12 protein-coding genes are annotated in these 15,178 nt (G+C 72.2%); 5 read left to right on the plus strand and 7 right to left on the minus strand.

Annotated features, from left to right (window positions below):
• Positions 1-207: 207 nt before the first annotated feature.
• Positions 208-2,553, minus strand: coding sequence for a DAK2 domain-containing protein (locus AAHZ94_RS02595; protein ID WP_349990184.1), 2,346 nt, complete (start codon positions 2,551-2,553; stop codon positions 208-210).
• Positions 2,554-2,797: 244 nt separating this feature from the next.
• On the opposite strand from AAHZ94_RS02595, the gene rpmB reads away from it, so the two are divergent.
• Complete coding sequence (gene rpmB / locus AAHZ94_RS02600; RefSeq protein ID WP_014628431.1) at positions 2,798-2,983, plus strand: 50S ribosomal protein L28; 186 nt, start codon at positions 2,798-2,800, stop codon at positions 2,981-2,983.
• 862 nt (positions 2,984-3,845) lie between these two features.
• Here the strand turns inward: rpmB and thiD are convergent.
• Together thiD and AAHZ94_RS02610 are read right to left on the minus strand one after the other, a co-directional pair.
• Positions 3,846-4,670, minus strand: coding sequence for a bifunctional hydroxymethylpyrimidine kinase/phosphomethylpyrimidine kinase (thiD, locus tag AAHZ94_RS02605; RefSeq protein ID WP_349990185.1), 825 nt, complete (start codon positions 4,668-4,670; stop codon positions 3,846-3,848).
• Positions 4,671-5,106: 436 nt separating this feature from the next.
• Positions 5,107-6,081, minus strand: a complete 975-nt coding sequence (locus AAHZ94_RS02610; protein ID WP_349990186.1) for a thiamine-phosphate kinase — start codon at positions 6,079-6,081, stop codon at positions 5,107-5,109.
• 161 nt (positions 6,082-6,242) lie between these two features.
• Here AAHZ94_RS02610 and AAHZ94_RS02615 point away from each other — a divergent pair, with 161 nt between their 5' ends.
• Positions 6,243-6,476 (plus strand): Lrp/AsnC family transcriptional regulator, encoded by a 234-nt coding sequence (locus tag AAHZ94_RS02615; protein WP_349990187.1) that lies wholly within the window; start codon positions 6,243-6,245, stop codon positions 6,474-6,476.
• A gap of 20 nt (positions 6,477-6,496) precedes the next feature.
• The gene (locus tag AAHZ94_RS02620; protein ID WP_349990188.1) at positions 6,497-6,985 is read left to right on the plus strand and encodes a DUF3515 domain-containing protein; all 489 of its coding nucleotides are present in this window, start codon (positions 6,497-6,499) and stop codon (positions 6,983-6,985) included.
• A gap of 476 nt (positions 6,986-7,461) precedes the next feature.
• On the opposite strand, the gene AAHZ94_RS02625 is transcribed toward AAHZ94_RS02620, so the two are convergent.
• The 3 genes from AAHZ94_RS02625 to AAHZ94_RS02635 form a co-directional block, all read right to left on the minus strand.
• A complete protein-coding gene (locus tag AAHZ94_RS02625; protein WP_349990189.1) occupies positions 7,462-8,646 on the minus strand; it encodes a D-alanine--D-alanine ligase family protein in 1,185 nt (394 codons plus the stop codon).
• 724 nt (positions 8,647-9,370) lie between these two features.
• Positions 9,371-10,372 (minus strand): NAD(P)H-dependent glycerol-3-phosphate dehydrogenase, encoded by a 1,002-nt coding sequence (locus AAHZ94_RS02630; RefSeq protein WP_349990190.1) that lies wholly within the window; start codon positions 10,370-10,372, stop codon positions 9,371-9,373.
• Positions 10,369-11,139, minus strand: a complete 771-nt coding sequence (locus tag AAHZ94_RS02635; RefSeq protein WP_349990191.1) for a lysophospholipid acyltransferase family protein — start codon at positions 11,137-11,139, stop codon at positions 10,369-10,371. Before AAHZ94_RS02635 ends, AAHZ94_RS02630 begins: the two co-directional genes overlap by 4 nt.
• Positions 11,140-11,279: 140 nt before the next feature.
• On the opposite strand from AAHZ94_RS02635, the gene cofC reads away from it, so the two are divergent.
• Both cofC and AAHZ94_RS02645 read left to right on the plus strand, forming a co-directional pair.
• Entirely contained in the window at positions 11,280-11,996 is a 717-nt protein-coding gene (cofC, locus tag AAHZ94_RS02640) for a 2-phospho-L-lactate guanylyltransferase (RefSeq protein ID WP_349990192.1), read from the plus strand.
• A 530-nt stretch (positions 11,997-12,526) separates the two neighbouring features.
• Positions 12,527-12,730 (plus strand): hypothetical protein, encoded by a 204-nt coding sequence (locus AAHZ94_RS02645; protein WP_349990193.1) that lies wholly within the window; start codon positions 12,527-12,529, stop codon positions 12,728-12,730.
• Between the two features lie 564 nt (positions 12,731-13,294).
• Here AAHZ94_RS02645 and AAHZ94_RS02650 read toward each other — a convergent pair.
• Positions 13,295-14,599, minus strand: coding sequence for an ammonium transporter (locus AAHZ94_RS02650; protein ID WP_349990194.1), 1,305 nt, complete (start codon positions 14,597-14,599; stop codon positions 13,295-13,297).
• Positions 14,600-15,178 lie beyond the last annotated feature (579 nt).

Below are 15,178 nucleotides of genomic sequence, written 5' to 3' on the forward strand. Positions count from 1 at the left end.
CCGTGCTCCGTGCTCCGTGCTCCGTGCTCCGTGCTCCGTGCTCCGTGCTCCGTGCTCCGTGCTCCGGCGGGAGGGTCGGCGAGGCGCCGCCGGGGCGGACCCGGGTGGGCAACGGCAGGCCGGCCGAACGGAGCCGCAGACGCGAGCGGGGCGCCTGGCGCCACGGGCCGGGCGCCGGACGGTCATTTCGACGGGTTACTCGTTCGGTTACTCGATGCCGATGAGCAGGGGGGCGGCTGGCTGCTCGCCTCGGTAGCTGACCGTGTCCACCGCCAGGTGGGTCTCCCGTACGTGCCGCTCCAGCCGCTCCGCGAGGTCGCTCGGTACGCCCGCACCCAGTACCAGCGTGACCAACTCGCCGCCTGCGGCCAGCATGCGGTCCAAGACGGTGCGGGCGGTGCCGAGCAGGTCGGCGCCGATGACCGCGACGTCTCCGTCGATCAACCCCAGCACGTCGCCGGCCTGGCACACACCTGCCATGGTCCAGGACTGGCGCTCCGCCACGGCCAGTTCGGCGTAGCGGGTGGCGCCGGCCGCCGAGGTCATCGCCACCACGTCCTCGTCGAAGCCCCGGTCCCGCTCGTGCACCGCGAGCGCGGCGATGCCCTGGACCACGGAGCGCGTCGGGATGAGCGCCACCCGCACGCCTTCCGTACGCATCTGGGCCGCGGCTGCCGCGGCCGTATGGCGCAGTTCCGCGTCGTTGGGGAGCACGACGACCTCGCGCGCGTGGGCACGGCGGATGGCCTCCACCAGTTCACCGCTGGCGGGTGGCTCGCCGGGGCGCGTCGTGACCACCGTCGCGCCGGCTTCGGTGCAGAGGGCGGCGAGTCCGTCGCCGGGGACGACGGCAACCACGGAGCGGGCCGCACGGTCGCCCCGTGTGCCGCGCCTCGTGCCCCGTACCCCGCGCCCCGTCTCCTGCTCCGTCGGGCTCGCTCCGTGGCCCCGTCGGCGCTCTGCCGCGGCCCCGAAGTGCGTGATGCGGAGGCGGTACGGGCGGCCCGCCTGGATTCCTGCCTCCACCGCGGCGCCCGCGTCGTCGACGTGTACGTGGACGTTCCACAGCCCGTCGCCGCCCACGATCACGAGCGAGTCGCCCAGCGCGTCCAGCTTCGCCCGTAGTCGCGCCACGGCCGTCTCGTCTGCCTCCAGGAGGTAGATCACCTCGTACGCGGGGCTCTCACCGGTCTGGCCGTCCTGCTCACTGGCGCGGAGCTCGGCTGTGTCCTGGTTCGTCGCGCGCGGCGGCAAGGGGGCACCGTCCGTGGCGGCGGGGCAGCACGGCAGGGCTTCCGCGGACGGTCCCGCCGGTGTGCACGGGGCAGACGGGTGTTGGCGCGGCTCCGGGGCCCGGGAGGTGGCCCCACGGGGCGCGGGACCAGCGTTGTCCGGCAGCGTCCTGAGGGGGTTGGTCGGGGCTGCGGGCCGTTCGCCGGTGAGCGCCTCGGCCAGTGCGCCGAGGACGGTCACCAGGCCGTAGCCGCCGGCGTCGACGACACCGGCCTGGGCGAGGGCATCCAACTGGCCGGTGGTGGCATCGAGAGCCGTACATGCACCCACGTAGGCGGCACGAGCCACTTCGCCCACGGATGGTGCGCCGGTGCGCGGTGCCGACGGTGTTGCGCCGAGCCCCAGTCCTGCCGCTGCCCCGTTCTCCGCCCACGTGCGCGCGTCGCGCGTAAGGGCGCCCGCTTCCGCGCCGACCGTCGCGGCGTCGGATGTGCCGATCAGATGCGGCGCCGTACCGGTCGCGTGGGGTGCCTCGGCTGGGCCGGACGGCGGCGCGGGCGCGCGCTCCGTAGTGGGCGTGGGAGGGATCGCGCCACCCTGTGGGGCGCCGCCGGGGGTGTCTGCGGGCCCTGTCGCGGCTGCCCCGTGCCCCGTGCCCCGTGCCCCGTCGGGACCCTGCTCCGTGTCGCGCGTCCCGTGCCCCGCCGGCAGCCCGCTCCGTGCCGCGTCCCGGTCCTGTGCTTCGGGTCCCGCCCCGTGCTCCGTCTTCCGTGGGTCGCCAACTCCGTCCGCTGTGGGCCAAGGCTGGCCCGTCGCTGTCTGCGACGCCGCAGTTGCGGCTTGTGCGGCCACTGTGAGGACGGTGCCTTCGACGGGCCGGGCGACCGCCTGGCGGGCCGACTCGGCGGCCCGGGACAAGGCACGGGCGAGATCGGCGCCGTCGGCATGGCGTACGTCACGGGGCGTCTCGGGGGCGGCTGGCGCCCCGTGGGGGGCCAGCACGTCGGCCCTGCCCCGCCGCATCTGGGCCAGGATGGTTCCGGAGTTGCCGTGCGCGCCGATCAGTGCGCCGTGTGCCATCGCGCCCATCGCGTCGCCGAGGCTCGGGCGGGAGGCGGGACCGGTGACGGCGAGGCCGTCGAACGCGGCGCTGACGGCCTGGGCGGCGGATTCGACCGTGAGGTAGAGGTTCGTGCCGGTGTCACCGTCCGCCACCGGATAGACGTTGATCGCGTCGATCCCCTCGCGGGCGCGGCCGAGCGCCTCCAATGCCAGCCCGCACCACGTACGTACCGCCTCGGCGTCGAACGGGTGCGGCACCTACAGCCTCCTTGAACCATGCGGGGTGTCAGCCTGAATGCCCGCAGGGTAGTCGCGGGGCAGGGGGACCGCCCGGGGCGGGGGCCGAGGAAGCCATGGTAGTTTCGTTGTACGGAAGCAGCCGTTGTATGCTGCTCCGGTTGCCCGATCAGATCGGGCCATTCGCCCCGGCGACGCCAACCAGCTACTGGTCCGGCAAGTCGGGAATTCACTGTAAGTGCATCTGAAGTCTTTGGAGTGACCCGTGGCTGCCAACTGCGACGTCTGCGGCAAGGGGCCGGGCTTCGGCAACAACATTTCGCACTCGCACCGCCGCACTCGCCGTCGTTGGAACCCCAACATTCAGACGGTGCGCGCTGTGGTCGGTCGGACGCCGAAGCGGCTCAACGTCTGCACCTCGTGCATCAAGGCCGGCAAGGTCGCGCGCTGACGTTCCCGTCGTAGCGCAGCCAGCCGGTTGCCAAAGCCGGTCCGCCTCGTGCGGACCGGCTTTTCTGTGTCCTCAGGACGGCCTGTGCCCTCAGGACGATCGGCCTGCTACCCGCTCGCGGTTCGGCACGCGCCCCTCCGTACGCTCCGGAGCGCGCACCGGACCACGGACTCGGGGCCGACTCGCTCCGCGTGCCGATCCCGTCGCCAGCGCCTGAGCGTCCCGCAAGCATGCGTCCGCGTCCGCGTCCGAACCATGAGCGCGCGGCGCCGTATGCGCATGAGCCCTGCACGCGCCTCCCCGCAGCGCGCCCTGGGCCCGGCCGACTCTGTACGGCCCACGCACCTCGTAGCCACGCTCCGCCCCGTCACAAGGGCCGTACGGTGCGCTCGCAGTGCCCCGTACAAACCGGCTCCGTGTCCCCGTTGGACCTCGGTGGTGGCCGCCCCTCAACGGCCCGGGGCGAAGGCCCTGCACGCGCCGCACCACGTCAAGCCCACGTACGGCCAACGCTTCGTGCCCCGTAGGGCACCCTGCCGCTCCGTCTGCCGCTCACCGCCGCCCAAGGCCCGGGCTCCGTGCGCCCCGAGCCGGCTCCGGCCGTTGGCCTCATACCGCAGCCCGCGCGCGAGGCCGCGCCGCCCGCCCCGTGCCCCGTGCCCCGTGCCCCGTGCCCCGTGCCCCGTGCCCCGTGCCCCGTGCCCCGTGCCCCGTGCCCCGGCAGGAGGCTGATCGGCCGCCCCTGCGGCGGCAAGTCCGTACTCGCGCGTGCGCGCGGGCCGCGCGGTGCCCTTGGTGGCGTCGCCGGATCGGCCGGGCCGCCGTCGCCGGAACTGATCGGGCCGTACGGACCTCGGGGCGGCTAGCGCCAGCGCCAGGCGTGGTCGACCGGGCCGATGCCGGTGCCCAACGGGTAGCCGGCCGCGATGGCGCCGGTCACGTACTCCTTGGCCGCCGCCGTGGCCTCCGGTACCGGCATGCCGTGCGCCAGGTGTGCGGCTATGGCGCTGGCGAGGGTGCAACCGGTGCCGTGGGTGTGGCGGTTGTCGAGGCGTACGGAGCGGAGCCAGTGTTCCTCCGTACCGTCGGTGAGCAGGTCGACCGCGTCGCCCGGCAGATGGCCGCCCTTCACCAGGGCCCACCGCGGCCCGAACTCAAGGACGGCGGCGGCGGCCCGCCGCATCTCCTGCTCCGTGCCGACCCGTACGCCGGTGAGCTGCACCACCTCGTCGAGGTTGGGGGTGGCGACGGTGGCGACCGGCAGCAGCTTGGTGCGCACCGCGTCGAGCGCCTCCGTGGCCAACAGCGGGTCGCCGTGCTTGGAGACGCCGACCGGGTCCACCACGACCGGCACGTCGAGCGCCGCGAGCAGTTCGGCGACGGTCTCCACGATCTCGGGCGAGGCGAGCATGCCGGTCTTGACCGCCTGGACACCGATGTCGTCGACGACGGCGCGGAACTGGGCGCGGATCGCGTCCAGGGGCAGTTCCCAAGCGCCCCGTACACCCAGCGAGTTCTGTGCCGTGACCGCGGTGAGCACGCTCATGCCATGCGTGCCCAACGCCAGCATGGCCTTGAGGTCGGCCTGGACGCCGGCTCCACCACCGGAGTCAGATCCGGCGACGGTGAGGACACGGGGCGGTACGGCGGCGGGCACGGGGCTCGCGGGCGGGGGGGGGGTGGTCATGTCACTGAACCTACGCCTGCGGTCGCACGCCCCGACGGGGCGGCCCCACCAGGCCGGACCCGAGCCCTGGCCACGCCGTGCAGCAGTTCAGCCCACCGCCCCGTACTGCGGTGGAACGGCGCCGTGGCCGCGCCGAAGTAGCGGGGAAGCGAGTCCAGCGGGAGGGGCGAACCGTGCTGTGGGCACACCCGGCGCGGGCCGCGGTCCGCGCGCCGGACGGCACCGTACGGAGCGTACGCATCAGAGCCCGCGCAACGGTGCGGCGCACTCCCCCACGGCCAGCGCCGCCTGCCGCCTGCCGCCTGCCCGCCGTCATCATGTCCGCGCCGGCCCGGGGCGCTTCTGCCACCTGCCCCGTACCTGCGTACGGTGCGCCCGCACGGCGCAACAGCGCCCCGGAGCCGCTGTTACGGGTCCGGGGCGCCGCGTACGGGGTTCAGTCGCTCTCGGCGTCCTCGATGTCGCCGAAGTGGTCCCAGCCGGCCTTGGACCACGGTGCGCCGTCCACCGTCACCTGTGGCAGCGCCGAGGGGTTGCGCACCTCGCCGATCACCTTCCAGCGGGCGGGCAGCTTCACGTCGACCGGGAAGGTCGCCACGATCGCGTGGTCCTCACCGCCGTTGAGCACCCACTGCAACGGGTCAACGCCGACCGCCTGCCCGATGTCCGACATCTGCGAGGGGATGTCTATCGAGGCGGAGCGCAGGTCGATCCGGACCTTGCTGGCCTCGGCGATGTGCCCGAGATCGGCGACGAGGCCGTCGCTGACGTCGGTCATCGCCGTCGCGCCAAGGCCGGCGGCGGCCGGGCCCGCGTGGTAGGGGGGTTCGGGGCGACGGTGCGCCTCCACGAAGGCACGGGGGGACCGGAAACCGCGCGAGAGGACCGCATGGCCGGCCGCGGACCAGCCCAGCCAGCCCGTAACGGCCACGACATCGCCCGGTTGCGCCCCGGAGCGCGTGACCGGCTCGTGGTTGCGCAAGTCGCCCAGGGCCGTGATGGCCACGGTGATGGTCTCGCCGCGCACGACGTCGCCGCCAACCACCGCGGCGCCCGCCACCTGGCACTCGTCACGCAACCCGTCCATCAACTCGTTCGCCCACGTCGCCGGAAGGTCGGCCGGGACGACGAGCCCGAGCAGCAGAGCGGTGGGCACGGCGCCCATCGCGGCGATGTCGGCGAGGTTCTGCGCAGCCGCCTTGCGTCCGACGTCGTACGCGGTGGACCAGTCCCGGCGGAAGTGCCGCCCCTCAAGCAGTACGTCGGTGCTGGCCACCACCCGACGGTCGGGTGCGGCTACCACCGCGGCGTCGTCCCCCGGTCCCAGTCGGACCGCCGGGGTGGTGGTGAGTCGGGATGTGAGCTCCTTGATCAGCCCGAACTCCCCCAATTCGCCCACGGTGCCCTTCATCCCATCGCCCCTTTGCACTGTTCTTCCGCCCTGCGCTCCGCTGTCCCGTCCAGCGGGCGCCACGCCGCGTACGCCGCGCGGGTCTCCCCGCACCGCTTGACAACGCGGTACCGTGGCGTCCCTTCTCCCCACATGATCCTCGTCGCTGCCCTGGAGGTTCCGTGGTACAGGCGTACATTCTGATCCAGACCGAGGTCGGCAAGGCTTCGGCCGTTGCCGACGTGATCGCCAAGATCCCAGGAGTGATCCAGGCCGAAGACGTGACCGGCCCTTACGACGTCATCGTGCGCGCCCAGGCGGAGACGGTGGATGAACTTGGCCACATGGTGGTCGCCAAGGTCCAGCAAGTGGACGGGATCACCCGCACCCTCACCTGCCCGGTTGTGCATCTGTAGCTCCCCGTATCCTCGGCCCAGTGAGTTTTGCACCGCGCCACTGGCCCCGTCTGCCCATCGCCATCCTGCTCTTGTCCGCCGTGGGCTGCTCTGACAGCGACGAACCCGCGGCGCCCGCGGTTCCCTCCCCGTCGGCGCGGGCCATCACGTTCTGCAAGGCTCTCCACAAGGAACTGCCCGCGACGGTGGACGGACTGGACCGCCGCAAGACCGATCCCGCGTCGGATTTCACCGCCGTGTGGGGAAACCCCGGTGTGCAACTGCGGTGCGGCGTGCCCCGGCCCGATGTCCTCACGCCTGGCAGTGAACATTACAACCCCACGGCCGACTCCGTTGACGTGAACGGAGTCGGCTGGCTGCTGGAGAAACAAGGCGACGGCTACCGGTTCACCACGACCCTCCGCAAGGCGTTCGTGGAGGTCACGGTCCCGTCGAAGTACGCACCCGAGGTCAACCCCCTGACCGACCTCGCGAACGCCGTGCAGAAGACCATCCCGTCCGGGATCTGAAACGGCGCCGAGCGCCGCGGCCCGCCCCACCGTGCACGAACCACGCTGAACGCCACGGATGCCACGGACACCGCGATGCAGCCAGTCATCCCGTTCAGGGGCGCGGGGTGCGGGACGCGCGGCATAGGGCACGGGGCGTCCTCTGCCGTGCGGTCATCGACCGGTCTTGGGGCGCGTTCCACGCTCCGGGGCACGGTGGCGGGCGCGCAGCCGGGGCCAGCGCCGGCGTGCGGAGCGCCCCGCCTCCGGCCACTGGCGCTCCGGGGCGCGCCAGCAGGCGCCCGCACCGTGCACGTACGACCCGTGCGAACACGCCGTCCGCCTCGCCCCGCCTCACGTCGTACGGGCCGAACCCGCGCCGCCCGCGCCACTCCCCCTTGCGGCGCGATGCACGTCTGCCGGAGGCGCCCACGCGCACCCGCGGCACCGAGGAGAGCGCTGCCGTTCAATCAGCCCCGCGCGCGAGGCTATGGCTACTAGCGGAGGCCGGTGGGGCGGTTGAGGGCTGCCTGGAGGAGGCGGTCCACGAGTTCGGGGTAGCTGACGCCGCTCTCCTGCCACATCCGGGGGTACATGGAGATGGGCGTGAAGCCGGGCAGCGTGTTGATCTCGTTGATGACGAACTCGCCGCTGTCCAACAGGAAGAAGTCCACCCGCGCCAGTCCCTCGCAGGACATGGCGTCGAAGGCGGCCACGGCGAGTTCCTGCACGCGCGCCGTTTCCTCGGCGGTGAGCGGCGCCGGCACGATGCCGGTCGCGGAGTCGATGTACTTCGCTTCGAAGTCGTAGAAGTCGTGGGCGGTGACCGGCGGGATCTCGGCCGGCACGCTGGCCCGCGGCCCGTCCTCGAACTCCAACACGCCACATTCGATCTCGCGCCCGCGCAACAGCGCCTCAACGATGATCTTGGGATCGTGTCGCCTGGCCTCCTCGACGGCCGCGTCGATCTCCGACAGGTCATCGACCTTGCTGATGCCCATCGACGAGCCCGCGCGGGCCGGCTTCACGAAGATCGGCATACCGTGTTCGGCCGCGAAGTCCACGATCTTCTTGCGCGCCACCGCGCCCCGGTCGCCCGCCGGTCCGGTCTCCCATTCGCGGGCCCGGATGACCTCGTACGGCCCCACCGGCAGCCCGAAGGAGACGAAGACCCGCTTCATGTACTCCTTGTCCATCCCGACGGCCGAGGCGAGCACGCCGGCGCCCACGTACGGGATGCCGGACAGCTCCAGCAGACCCTGGAGGGTGCCGTCCTCGCCGTAGGGGCCGTGGAGCACGGGGAAGACGACGTCGACGTCGCCGAGCGCCTTGGGTACGGAGCCGGGCTCGGTGTAGACGACCTCGCGGCTGCCGGCGTTGAGCGGCAGCACCACGCCGCCCTCGGGCGACTCCGCGAGTTGGTCGACGTTGGGCAGCGTGCCGTCGCTGATGGCCATCCGCTCCGGCTCGTCAGCGGCCAGTGCCCACCGGCCGTCCGCGGTGATGCCGAGGGGCAGTACCTCGTACTTCGTACGGTCGATGGCCGCCCGTACGGCGCCCGCGGTGAGGACGGAAATGGCGTGCTCGGAGCTACGCCCGCCGAACACGACGGCGACGCGCGGCTTGCGGCCGACGGGGCCGGAGGCGGGCACGGGGCTGGGGGAAGTGGACTCGCTGCTCATCGGCTTGAGATTACCTTGCGGTGTTGGCGGCGGGCAGTCTCCCCGGCCGGTGTCCGACGTTCACCGCGGTGAACGCAGGCCGCTGACCTCACTGTTTCCGCTGCCGGCGGCTGGCCGTGGGCGCACCGGGCCGGGCCGGTCGACCGCGGGGGGCGGGCCGGGCTGCGGGTGGGATGCGAGGCCGCGGACCGGGCATACGGGCCGGGGCAAGAACACGGCGGGCACCATACGGAGCGGCCAACGGGCTCTCCGCCAGGACCTGGTGGAGCGGCCCTACCGGATCTCAGCTGCCCCGCCTCGCCCCGTACGGCCCGGCTCGCCCTCGCTCGCCGTAGCCCTCGGTGTGGGTCAACCCACCGCCTTACCGTGCAGCCTTCCGGGGTGAACGGCACGGCGCGGGAGGCCCGCACACGGACGTCCGCCTCACCCACCCCGGCCCCGGCTCCTCCCGCGACGGGGCGACGGGGCGACGGGGCGACGGGGCGACGGGGCGACGGGGCGAGTGTGCCGTCCATGGGTGGGCAGCGTTTGCCCCGCGCCGCTCGGTTGGTCGTTGCGCGCCCTGAATGCGCTCCGGGGCGTGAGTGTGACTCTCGCGTGCGCTCCGGGGCGTACGCCAACGCGCCGCCAACGCCGCGCCACGGGGCACGGCCCAGAGGCGCGTGGGCCAGCGGCACATGGGTCAGCGGCACACGGTGCCAGTGGCACGGGGCGGCGTGTGGGGTCAGTGGCGCTCGGGCTTGGCGGAGCGCGACATCAGTTCCTTGAGCGCCACGAGCGGGGGCTTGCCGCCGTGCACGATGCTCACCACCGTCTCCGTGATCGGCATGTCCACCTGGTGCCGGTGTGCCAGGTCGAGTACGGACTCGCAGGACTTGACGCCCTCCGCGGTCTGCTTGGTCACGGCGATGGTCTCGGCCAACGTCATGCCGCGCCCGAGGTTGGCACCGAAGGTGTGGTTGCGGGAGAGCGGTGAGGAGCAGGTGGCTACCAGGTCGCCCATGCCGGCGAGACCGGCGAAGGTGTGCGCGTCGGCGCCCATCGCCAGCCCCAGCCGGGTCGTCTCGGCCAGTCCCCGGGTGATGAGGGACGCCTTGGCGTTGTCCCCCAGCCCCATGCCTCCGGCGATGCCGACCGCGAGGGCGATGACGTTCTTCACCGCGCCACCGAGTTCACAGCCGACCACGTCGGTGTTGGTGTAGGGGCGGAAGTACGAGGTGTGGCAGGCCGCCTGGAGCCGCTGGGCCACCGACTCGTCGCGGCAGGCGACGACCGCGGCGGCAGGCTGGCGCGCGGCAACCTCCTTGGCGAGGTTGGGCCCCGTCAGCACCGCGACCCGCTCCGGGCCCACCCCGGCGACCTCCTCGATGACTTCACTCATCCGCTTGGCGGTGCCGAGTTCCACGCCCTTCATCAGGCTCACCAGCACCGCGTCGGGCGGCAGCAGCGGGGCCCACCCGGCCAGGTTGGCCCGCAGCGTCTGGGCCGGCACGGTGAGCACCGCGAACTGGGCGCCCCGTGCCGCAACCGCCGGGTCCGTGGTGGCCCGTACGGTGCTGGGGAGCTGGACTCCGGGCAGGTAGTCGGGATTGCCCCGGCCCTCGTTGATCGCGGCCACCGGCTCCGGGCGCCGGCCGCACAGGGTCACCTCGCATCCCGCGTCGGCCAGCACGATCGCGAAGGCGGTGCCCCACGATCCGGTGCCGAAGACGGCGCAGCGCGTCATGTGGCGTTCCCTTCGGTCTTTCGGTCCGTACGGTCGACGGAGCCTAGACCCTCGGCGGCGTTCTTCGACTGTCCGTGGCGCTCGGCGGGGACGGGTTCTTCGCGCAGTTCGGCGAGGAGTTCGGTGACGGCGGCCATGATCGTCTCGGTGGCGGCGCGCAGCACCTCGACGGTCGGCTCCTGACCGTAGAAGGCAGAGAGGTCCACCGGCGGCCCCGCGACCACCTTGAAGGTCTTACGGGGAAACAATCGCAATTTCTTTACTCCGGCGTACGGCGGGAGCACGTCATTGGCACCCCATTGCGCGACCGGAATAACCGGGGCCTTGGTCAGCAGGGCGACTCGGGCGGCGCCGGTCTTCGCCCGCATCGGCCACTGGTCCGGGTCTCGGGTCAGCGTCCCCTCGGGGTAGAAAGCGACGCATTCCCCCTTCTCGATCGCGCCGACGGCGGCCCGGAAGGCGTTGGCGGCGTCCGTGGACTCGCGGTAGACCGGAATGAGCTGAAGCCCATGGAAGAACCGCCCGATAACGGGCACCTTGAAGAGACTGGACTTCGCGAGGAATCGTGGCACGCGCCCGGTGTTGTACTGGAAGTGCGCATACGCCAGCGGGTCGAGATACGAGTTGTGGTTGATCGCGGTGATGAATCCGCCGTGGGCTGGAATGTTCTCCATTCCACGCCAGTCCCGTTTGAACAGAATCACGAGCGGCGGCTTCGCGAAGACCGCGGCCAAGCGGTACCAGAAGCCGATTCTGTGGCGGGGCACTCGGACGTCCTCCTCTTGGGACCTGCTGACCTGCTGGGTTGCTGCCACCCGGGCAGCCGCACAAGTGTCGCCCCAGGTATCTGGTCTGTCGAGGACACCGTAACCCCGGCGGTCCCGGGCAGCTTCGGCAGCAGGCAAGAATGATGCACGTGCACAGAGACGGAGCGAGTGAAGCGGCCACGGGCTGGAGCCTGGTGGTGCCGCTGAAACCGCTGTCCCGCGCGAAGAGCCGGCTGGCCGCGGCCACATCGGATGACCTGCGTCCCGGGCTTGCGCTCGCATTCGCACAGGACACGGTGCGGGCGGTGCTGGCGTGTCCCGCGGTACGGGATGTGGTGGTTGTCACGGACGATCCGCTGGCGGCCGACGAATTGACGGCGCTCGGCGCGCTGGTCGTACCCGACACTCCCGGGAAGGGCCTGAACGCGGCGCTGGCACACGGCGCCGCCACGGTGCGTGCGCGGCGGCCCGAAGCGCCGGTCGCCGCGCTCAACGCCGATCTGCCGGCGCTCCGCCCCATGGAACTCCACCGCGTTCTGACGGCCGCGTCGGAATTCCGCCGCGCCTTTCTGGCGGACGCCGCAGGAATCGGCACCACATTCCTGGCAGCCGCCCCGCAATGGGAACTAGATCCGGCTTTCGGCGGCCCTTCACGCGCCCGTCACCGGGCTACCGGTGCCCACGACATTTCCCTCCCGGACGTGCCCAGTGTTCGGCAGGACGTGGATACCGGGCCCGATCTCCGGGCGGCGGTCCTGATGGGAGTGGGGCCGCATACGGCCGCCCTCCTCGGCATCGACGACACCCCGCCGCCGGCCCCCAGCGCACCCGCCGGCTCCCCCCTCCCTCCCGGCTGACGCCCCCCCCCCCGCGCCCCGGTTCCACCACCCCGCCGTGCGCTGCGCTCCGTGGCGCACGGCGCGGGAAGGGGCCGCGCGGCATCCCGGAAGCCAAAGCGAGCGAGGCAGTGCACCCACCTCGGCCACACACGTACGGGGCGTCGGGGCAGGGGGGTACGGGGCACGGCCCCAGCGGCTCCGTACCTCGCGCCCCGCGCCCCCTTCGGAACACCACGCGCGGGGAGGCGGGGCACAGAACCCAGGACGCGGCCCGGAGCGTTCGCCACGGAGCGCGGAGCCTGAGGCACGGCACGGCACGGAGCGGCACGGAGCAGACCTCAAGCACGTGGCACGGAGCGGGCCCCAAGCGCAGGGCGAGGGCGCTAGCGTTGCCCCGTGCCGCTCCCCAGGGGCACGGGGCAGCGCCCATCACAGCCCCCACCACAGCGCCCAGGCCACGGAGCGCAGAGCCCGGCGCGCCGAAGGCACCGCACCGTGCGCGGACCACGCGGCGCGGGCCGCTCCCCACGCGGGCTACGCTGCTCCGCATGCAGGCAACCGCTTACACGTACGACTCCGACACGCGCGCGGGCAGTGTGCTGCTCGACGACGGCACTCCGGTGCCGTTCGACGCAGCGGCCTTCGACGCCGGCGGGTTGCGCCTGTTGCGGCCCGGGCAGCGGGTACGGATCGAGGTCGATGGTGAGGGCGACGCCCGCCGCGTGACCCTGGTGACGCTCCAGACGTTCTAGGCCCGGCGGCCGGAGCAGCCCACCCGCGTAGCGCAGTGCGCCCGCGCGACGGCCGACTCCCGTATGTCTCCCGCGCCCACATCCGCCTACGGGCACCCTGCAAGCACGGACGCCCGCAACGCCGCCTGGACGCTTCCCGGCCCCAACCGCAGGCGCCCCGCTCTCCGTCCCGCGCCGCACCTCGCTTCGCCTCGCGCAAACAGAACCGCCTCACCCCGTAACCCGCAGCCCCTCCCCCGTTGCTCCGTGCTCCGTGCTCCGTGCTCCGTGCTCCGTGCTCCGTGCTCCGTGCTCCGTGCTCCGTGCTCCGTGCTCCAGCGAGAGTGTAGGAACGGCCCCGCCGCCCGTGGGCTCATGTCGTGCGGGTGCCGTCCGCCGACAGCGACTCGCTCGCCATGTCCGGCGCTCCGATGCCGCCCCGGCCCCGTGCTGACACTGCCTCCTGTACGCAGCAACGGCAGCCCACCTTCAGCAAACACACGCCGCCAACCTGAGCGCTCCAGCAGAGCACCGAACCACCGGACCGAACGGGCCGAACGGGGCGCGCAGTGGAAGAGCCAGTCCTCACGCATCCGCGTTCGCGGCTTCGAGGGTTCGTGCAGCACCGGCCTCATCAGCCAGGACGGAGCGGGTGGCCAGGGGTGTCGCTTTGTGGTTGGGGAGGGCTCCGACGGGCCCGAGGTCGTAGGCCGTCTCCGCATGGAACGCCTGGTCGACCCCGCCGACTTCGTGCTCTTCGGCTGCTCGGAAGCCGACGGTGGCGTCGACGAGCTTGGCCAGTAGCCAGGAGGCGGCGAAGGAGAACCCGAGTACGGAGAACGCGCCAGTGGCCTGCTTGCCCAACTGCTGGAGTCCGCCCACGCCGTCCTTGGCCAGGAGGCCGACGAGGAGCGTGCCGACCAAGCCGCCCGCCAGGTGCACGCCGACCACGTCGAGCGAGTCGTCGAGACCCAGTCTGTCCTTGAGACCGACTGCCCAGGAACAGACGGCGCCCGCCACCGCGCCGATCAGGAGCGCGCCCAACGCGTTGACGTGTGCGCCCGCTGGGGTGATCGCCACCAACCCGGCCACGGCGCCGGAAGCGGCGCCCAGGGTGGTGAACGCGCCGTGCCGAATCCGTTCGTACGCCAGCCAACCGAGCATGGCCGCCCCGGTCGCGACCTGCGTGTGCAGTGCCATGGCGGCGGCGGTGCCGTTGGCAGCGAGCGCCGAACCCGCGTTGAAGCCGAACCAGCCGAACCACAACAGCGCCGTGCCCAGCATCACCAACGGCAGACTGTGCGGGCGCATGGGTTCGCGCTTGAATCCGATGCGCTTTCCGACGACGAGAACCGCGGCCAACGCTCCAATGCCGGCATTGATGTGTACGGCTGTGCCGCCGGCGAAATCGATGACCTGCATCCGGAAGAGCCAGCCGTCCGGCTGCCACACCCAGTGCGCAACCGGGAAATAGACGAGGCTGACCCATAGCGTGATGAAGAGTGCCCATGCGCTGAACTTCACTCGATCAGCCAGCGCCCCGCTCATCAGCGCGGGCGTGAGCGCGGCGAACATGAGCTGGAATACGGCAAAGGCAAGAACCGGGATTCCCTGCTCACCACCCGTCAACGTATCCGGGCCGATGCCCTTGAGGCCGACGTGGTCCAGGTTCCCGATGAGCCCGCCACCGACGTCGCCACCGAAGGTGAGCGAATATCCGTAGAGAACCCACAGCACGCTCACGATTCCCAACGAGATGAAGGACATCATGAGCATGTTGAGGGCGCTTTTCACCCGCACCATGCCACCGTAGAAAAAGGCCAGGCCAGGCGTCATCACCATGACCAGTGCGGCGCTGATCAGGACGAATGCGGTATCTGCACCGTTCATTGTCGACGTCTCCTCGTCACGACTGCCTCGTCGAGGCGGGGGCAGGCGGGTACGGGCGGGGTTTGCAGGAACCGGTTTTCCGAGGAGATTGCCCCCGCACCGTTTCAGTGGACGCCATTCGGTGTTTCGTCGCGATGACGAAGTGGTCTGCGGTGTTACGCGGGCATGAACTCCGCGGGCCGCGCATGCGATACCGCCTCCCGCGCGGACCGTGCGGGCCGGGCCCTGCCCCGGGCTCGTGTGCGGACCGTGTAAGCCCCGCCCCGCGGCTCCCGCCCCGCCCGGCCGCTCCCCCGGCAGGGGCCCCGCACCCGGCCCGCAGCAGCCACGCCCGTCCGCCGCCTGCACGCCGCGACAGCCGTTGCGCCGCGACATCCTCGCCGCCGGACCCCGCGCCCCGCTCTGGGCGCCCCGCGGCCCCGTGCCCCGTGCCGTGCACCGCCGCGCGCCCACTCCCTGCCCCGCACCGCCGTACGAAGCCACGAAGGCGCAAAGAGATGGCCGCGGGGCCAGCCCGCGTTGACTGGGCTTCGGGAGGGCCGAGTCGGGCGTACGGGGTGGCCGCCGCGGCCGGCTTGG

The sequence above is a fragment of the Streptomyces sp. HSW2009 genome (assembly GCF_040240285.1).
Lineage (GTDB): Bacteria > Actinomycetota > Actinomycetes > Streptomycetales > Streptomycetaceae > Streptomyces.

Coding starts and splice junctions, on each gene's coding strand:
- cofC (WP_349990192.1), top strand. CDS start 11,280: ATGATGCACGTGCACAGAGACGGAGCGAGTGAAGCGGCCACGGGCTGG.
- AAHZ94_RS02625 (WP_349990189.1), bottom strand. CDS start 8,646: ATGAGCAGCGAGTCCACTTCCCCCAGCCCCGTGCCCGCCTCCGGCCCC.
- AAHZ94_RS02645 (WP_349990193.1), top strand. CDS start 12,527: ATGCAGGCAACCGCTTACACGTACGACTCCGACACGCGCGCGGGCAGT.
- thiD (WP_349990185.1), bottom strand. CDS start 4,670: ATGACCACCCCCCCCCCGCCCGCGAGCCCCGTGCCCGCCGCCGTACCG.
- AAHZ94_RS02610 (WP_349990186.1), bottom strand. CDS start 6,081: ATGAAGGGCACCGTGGGCGAATTGGGGGAGTTCGGGCTGATCAAGGAG.
- AAHZ94_RS02630 (WP_349990190.1), bottom strand. CDS start 10,372: ATGACGCGCTGCGCCGTCTTCGGCACCGGATCGTGGGGCACCGCCTTC.
- AAHZ94_RS02650 (WP_349990194.1), bottom strand. CDS start 14,599: ATGAACGGTGCAGATACCGCATTCGTCCTGATCAGCGCCGCACTGGTC.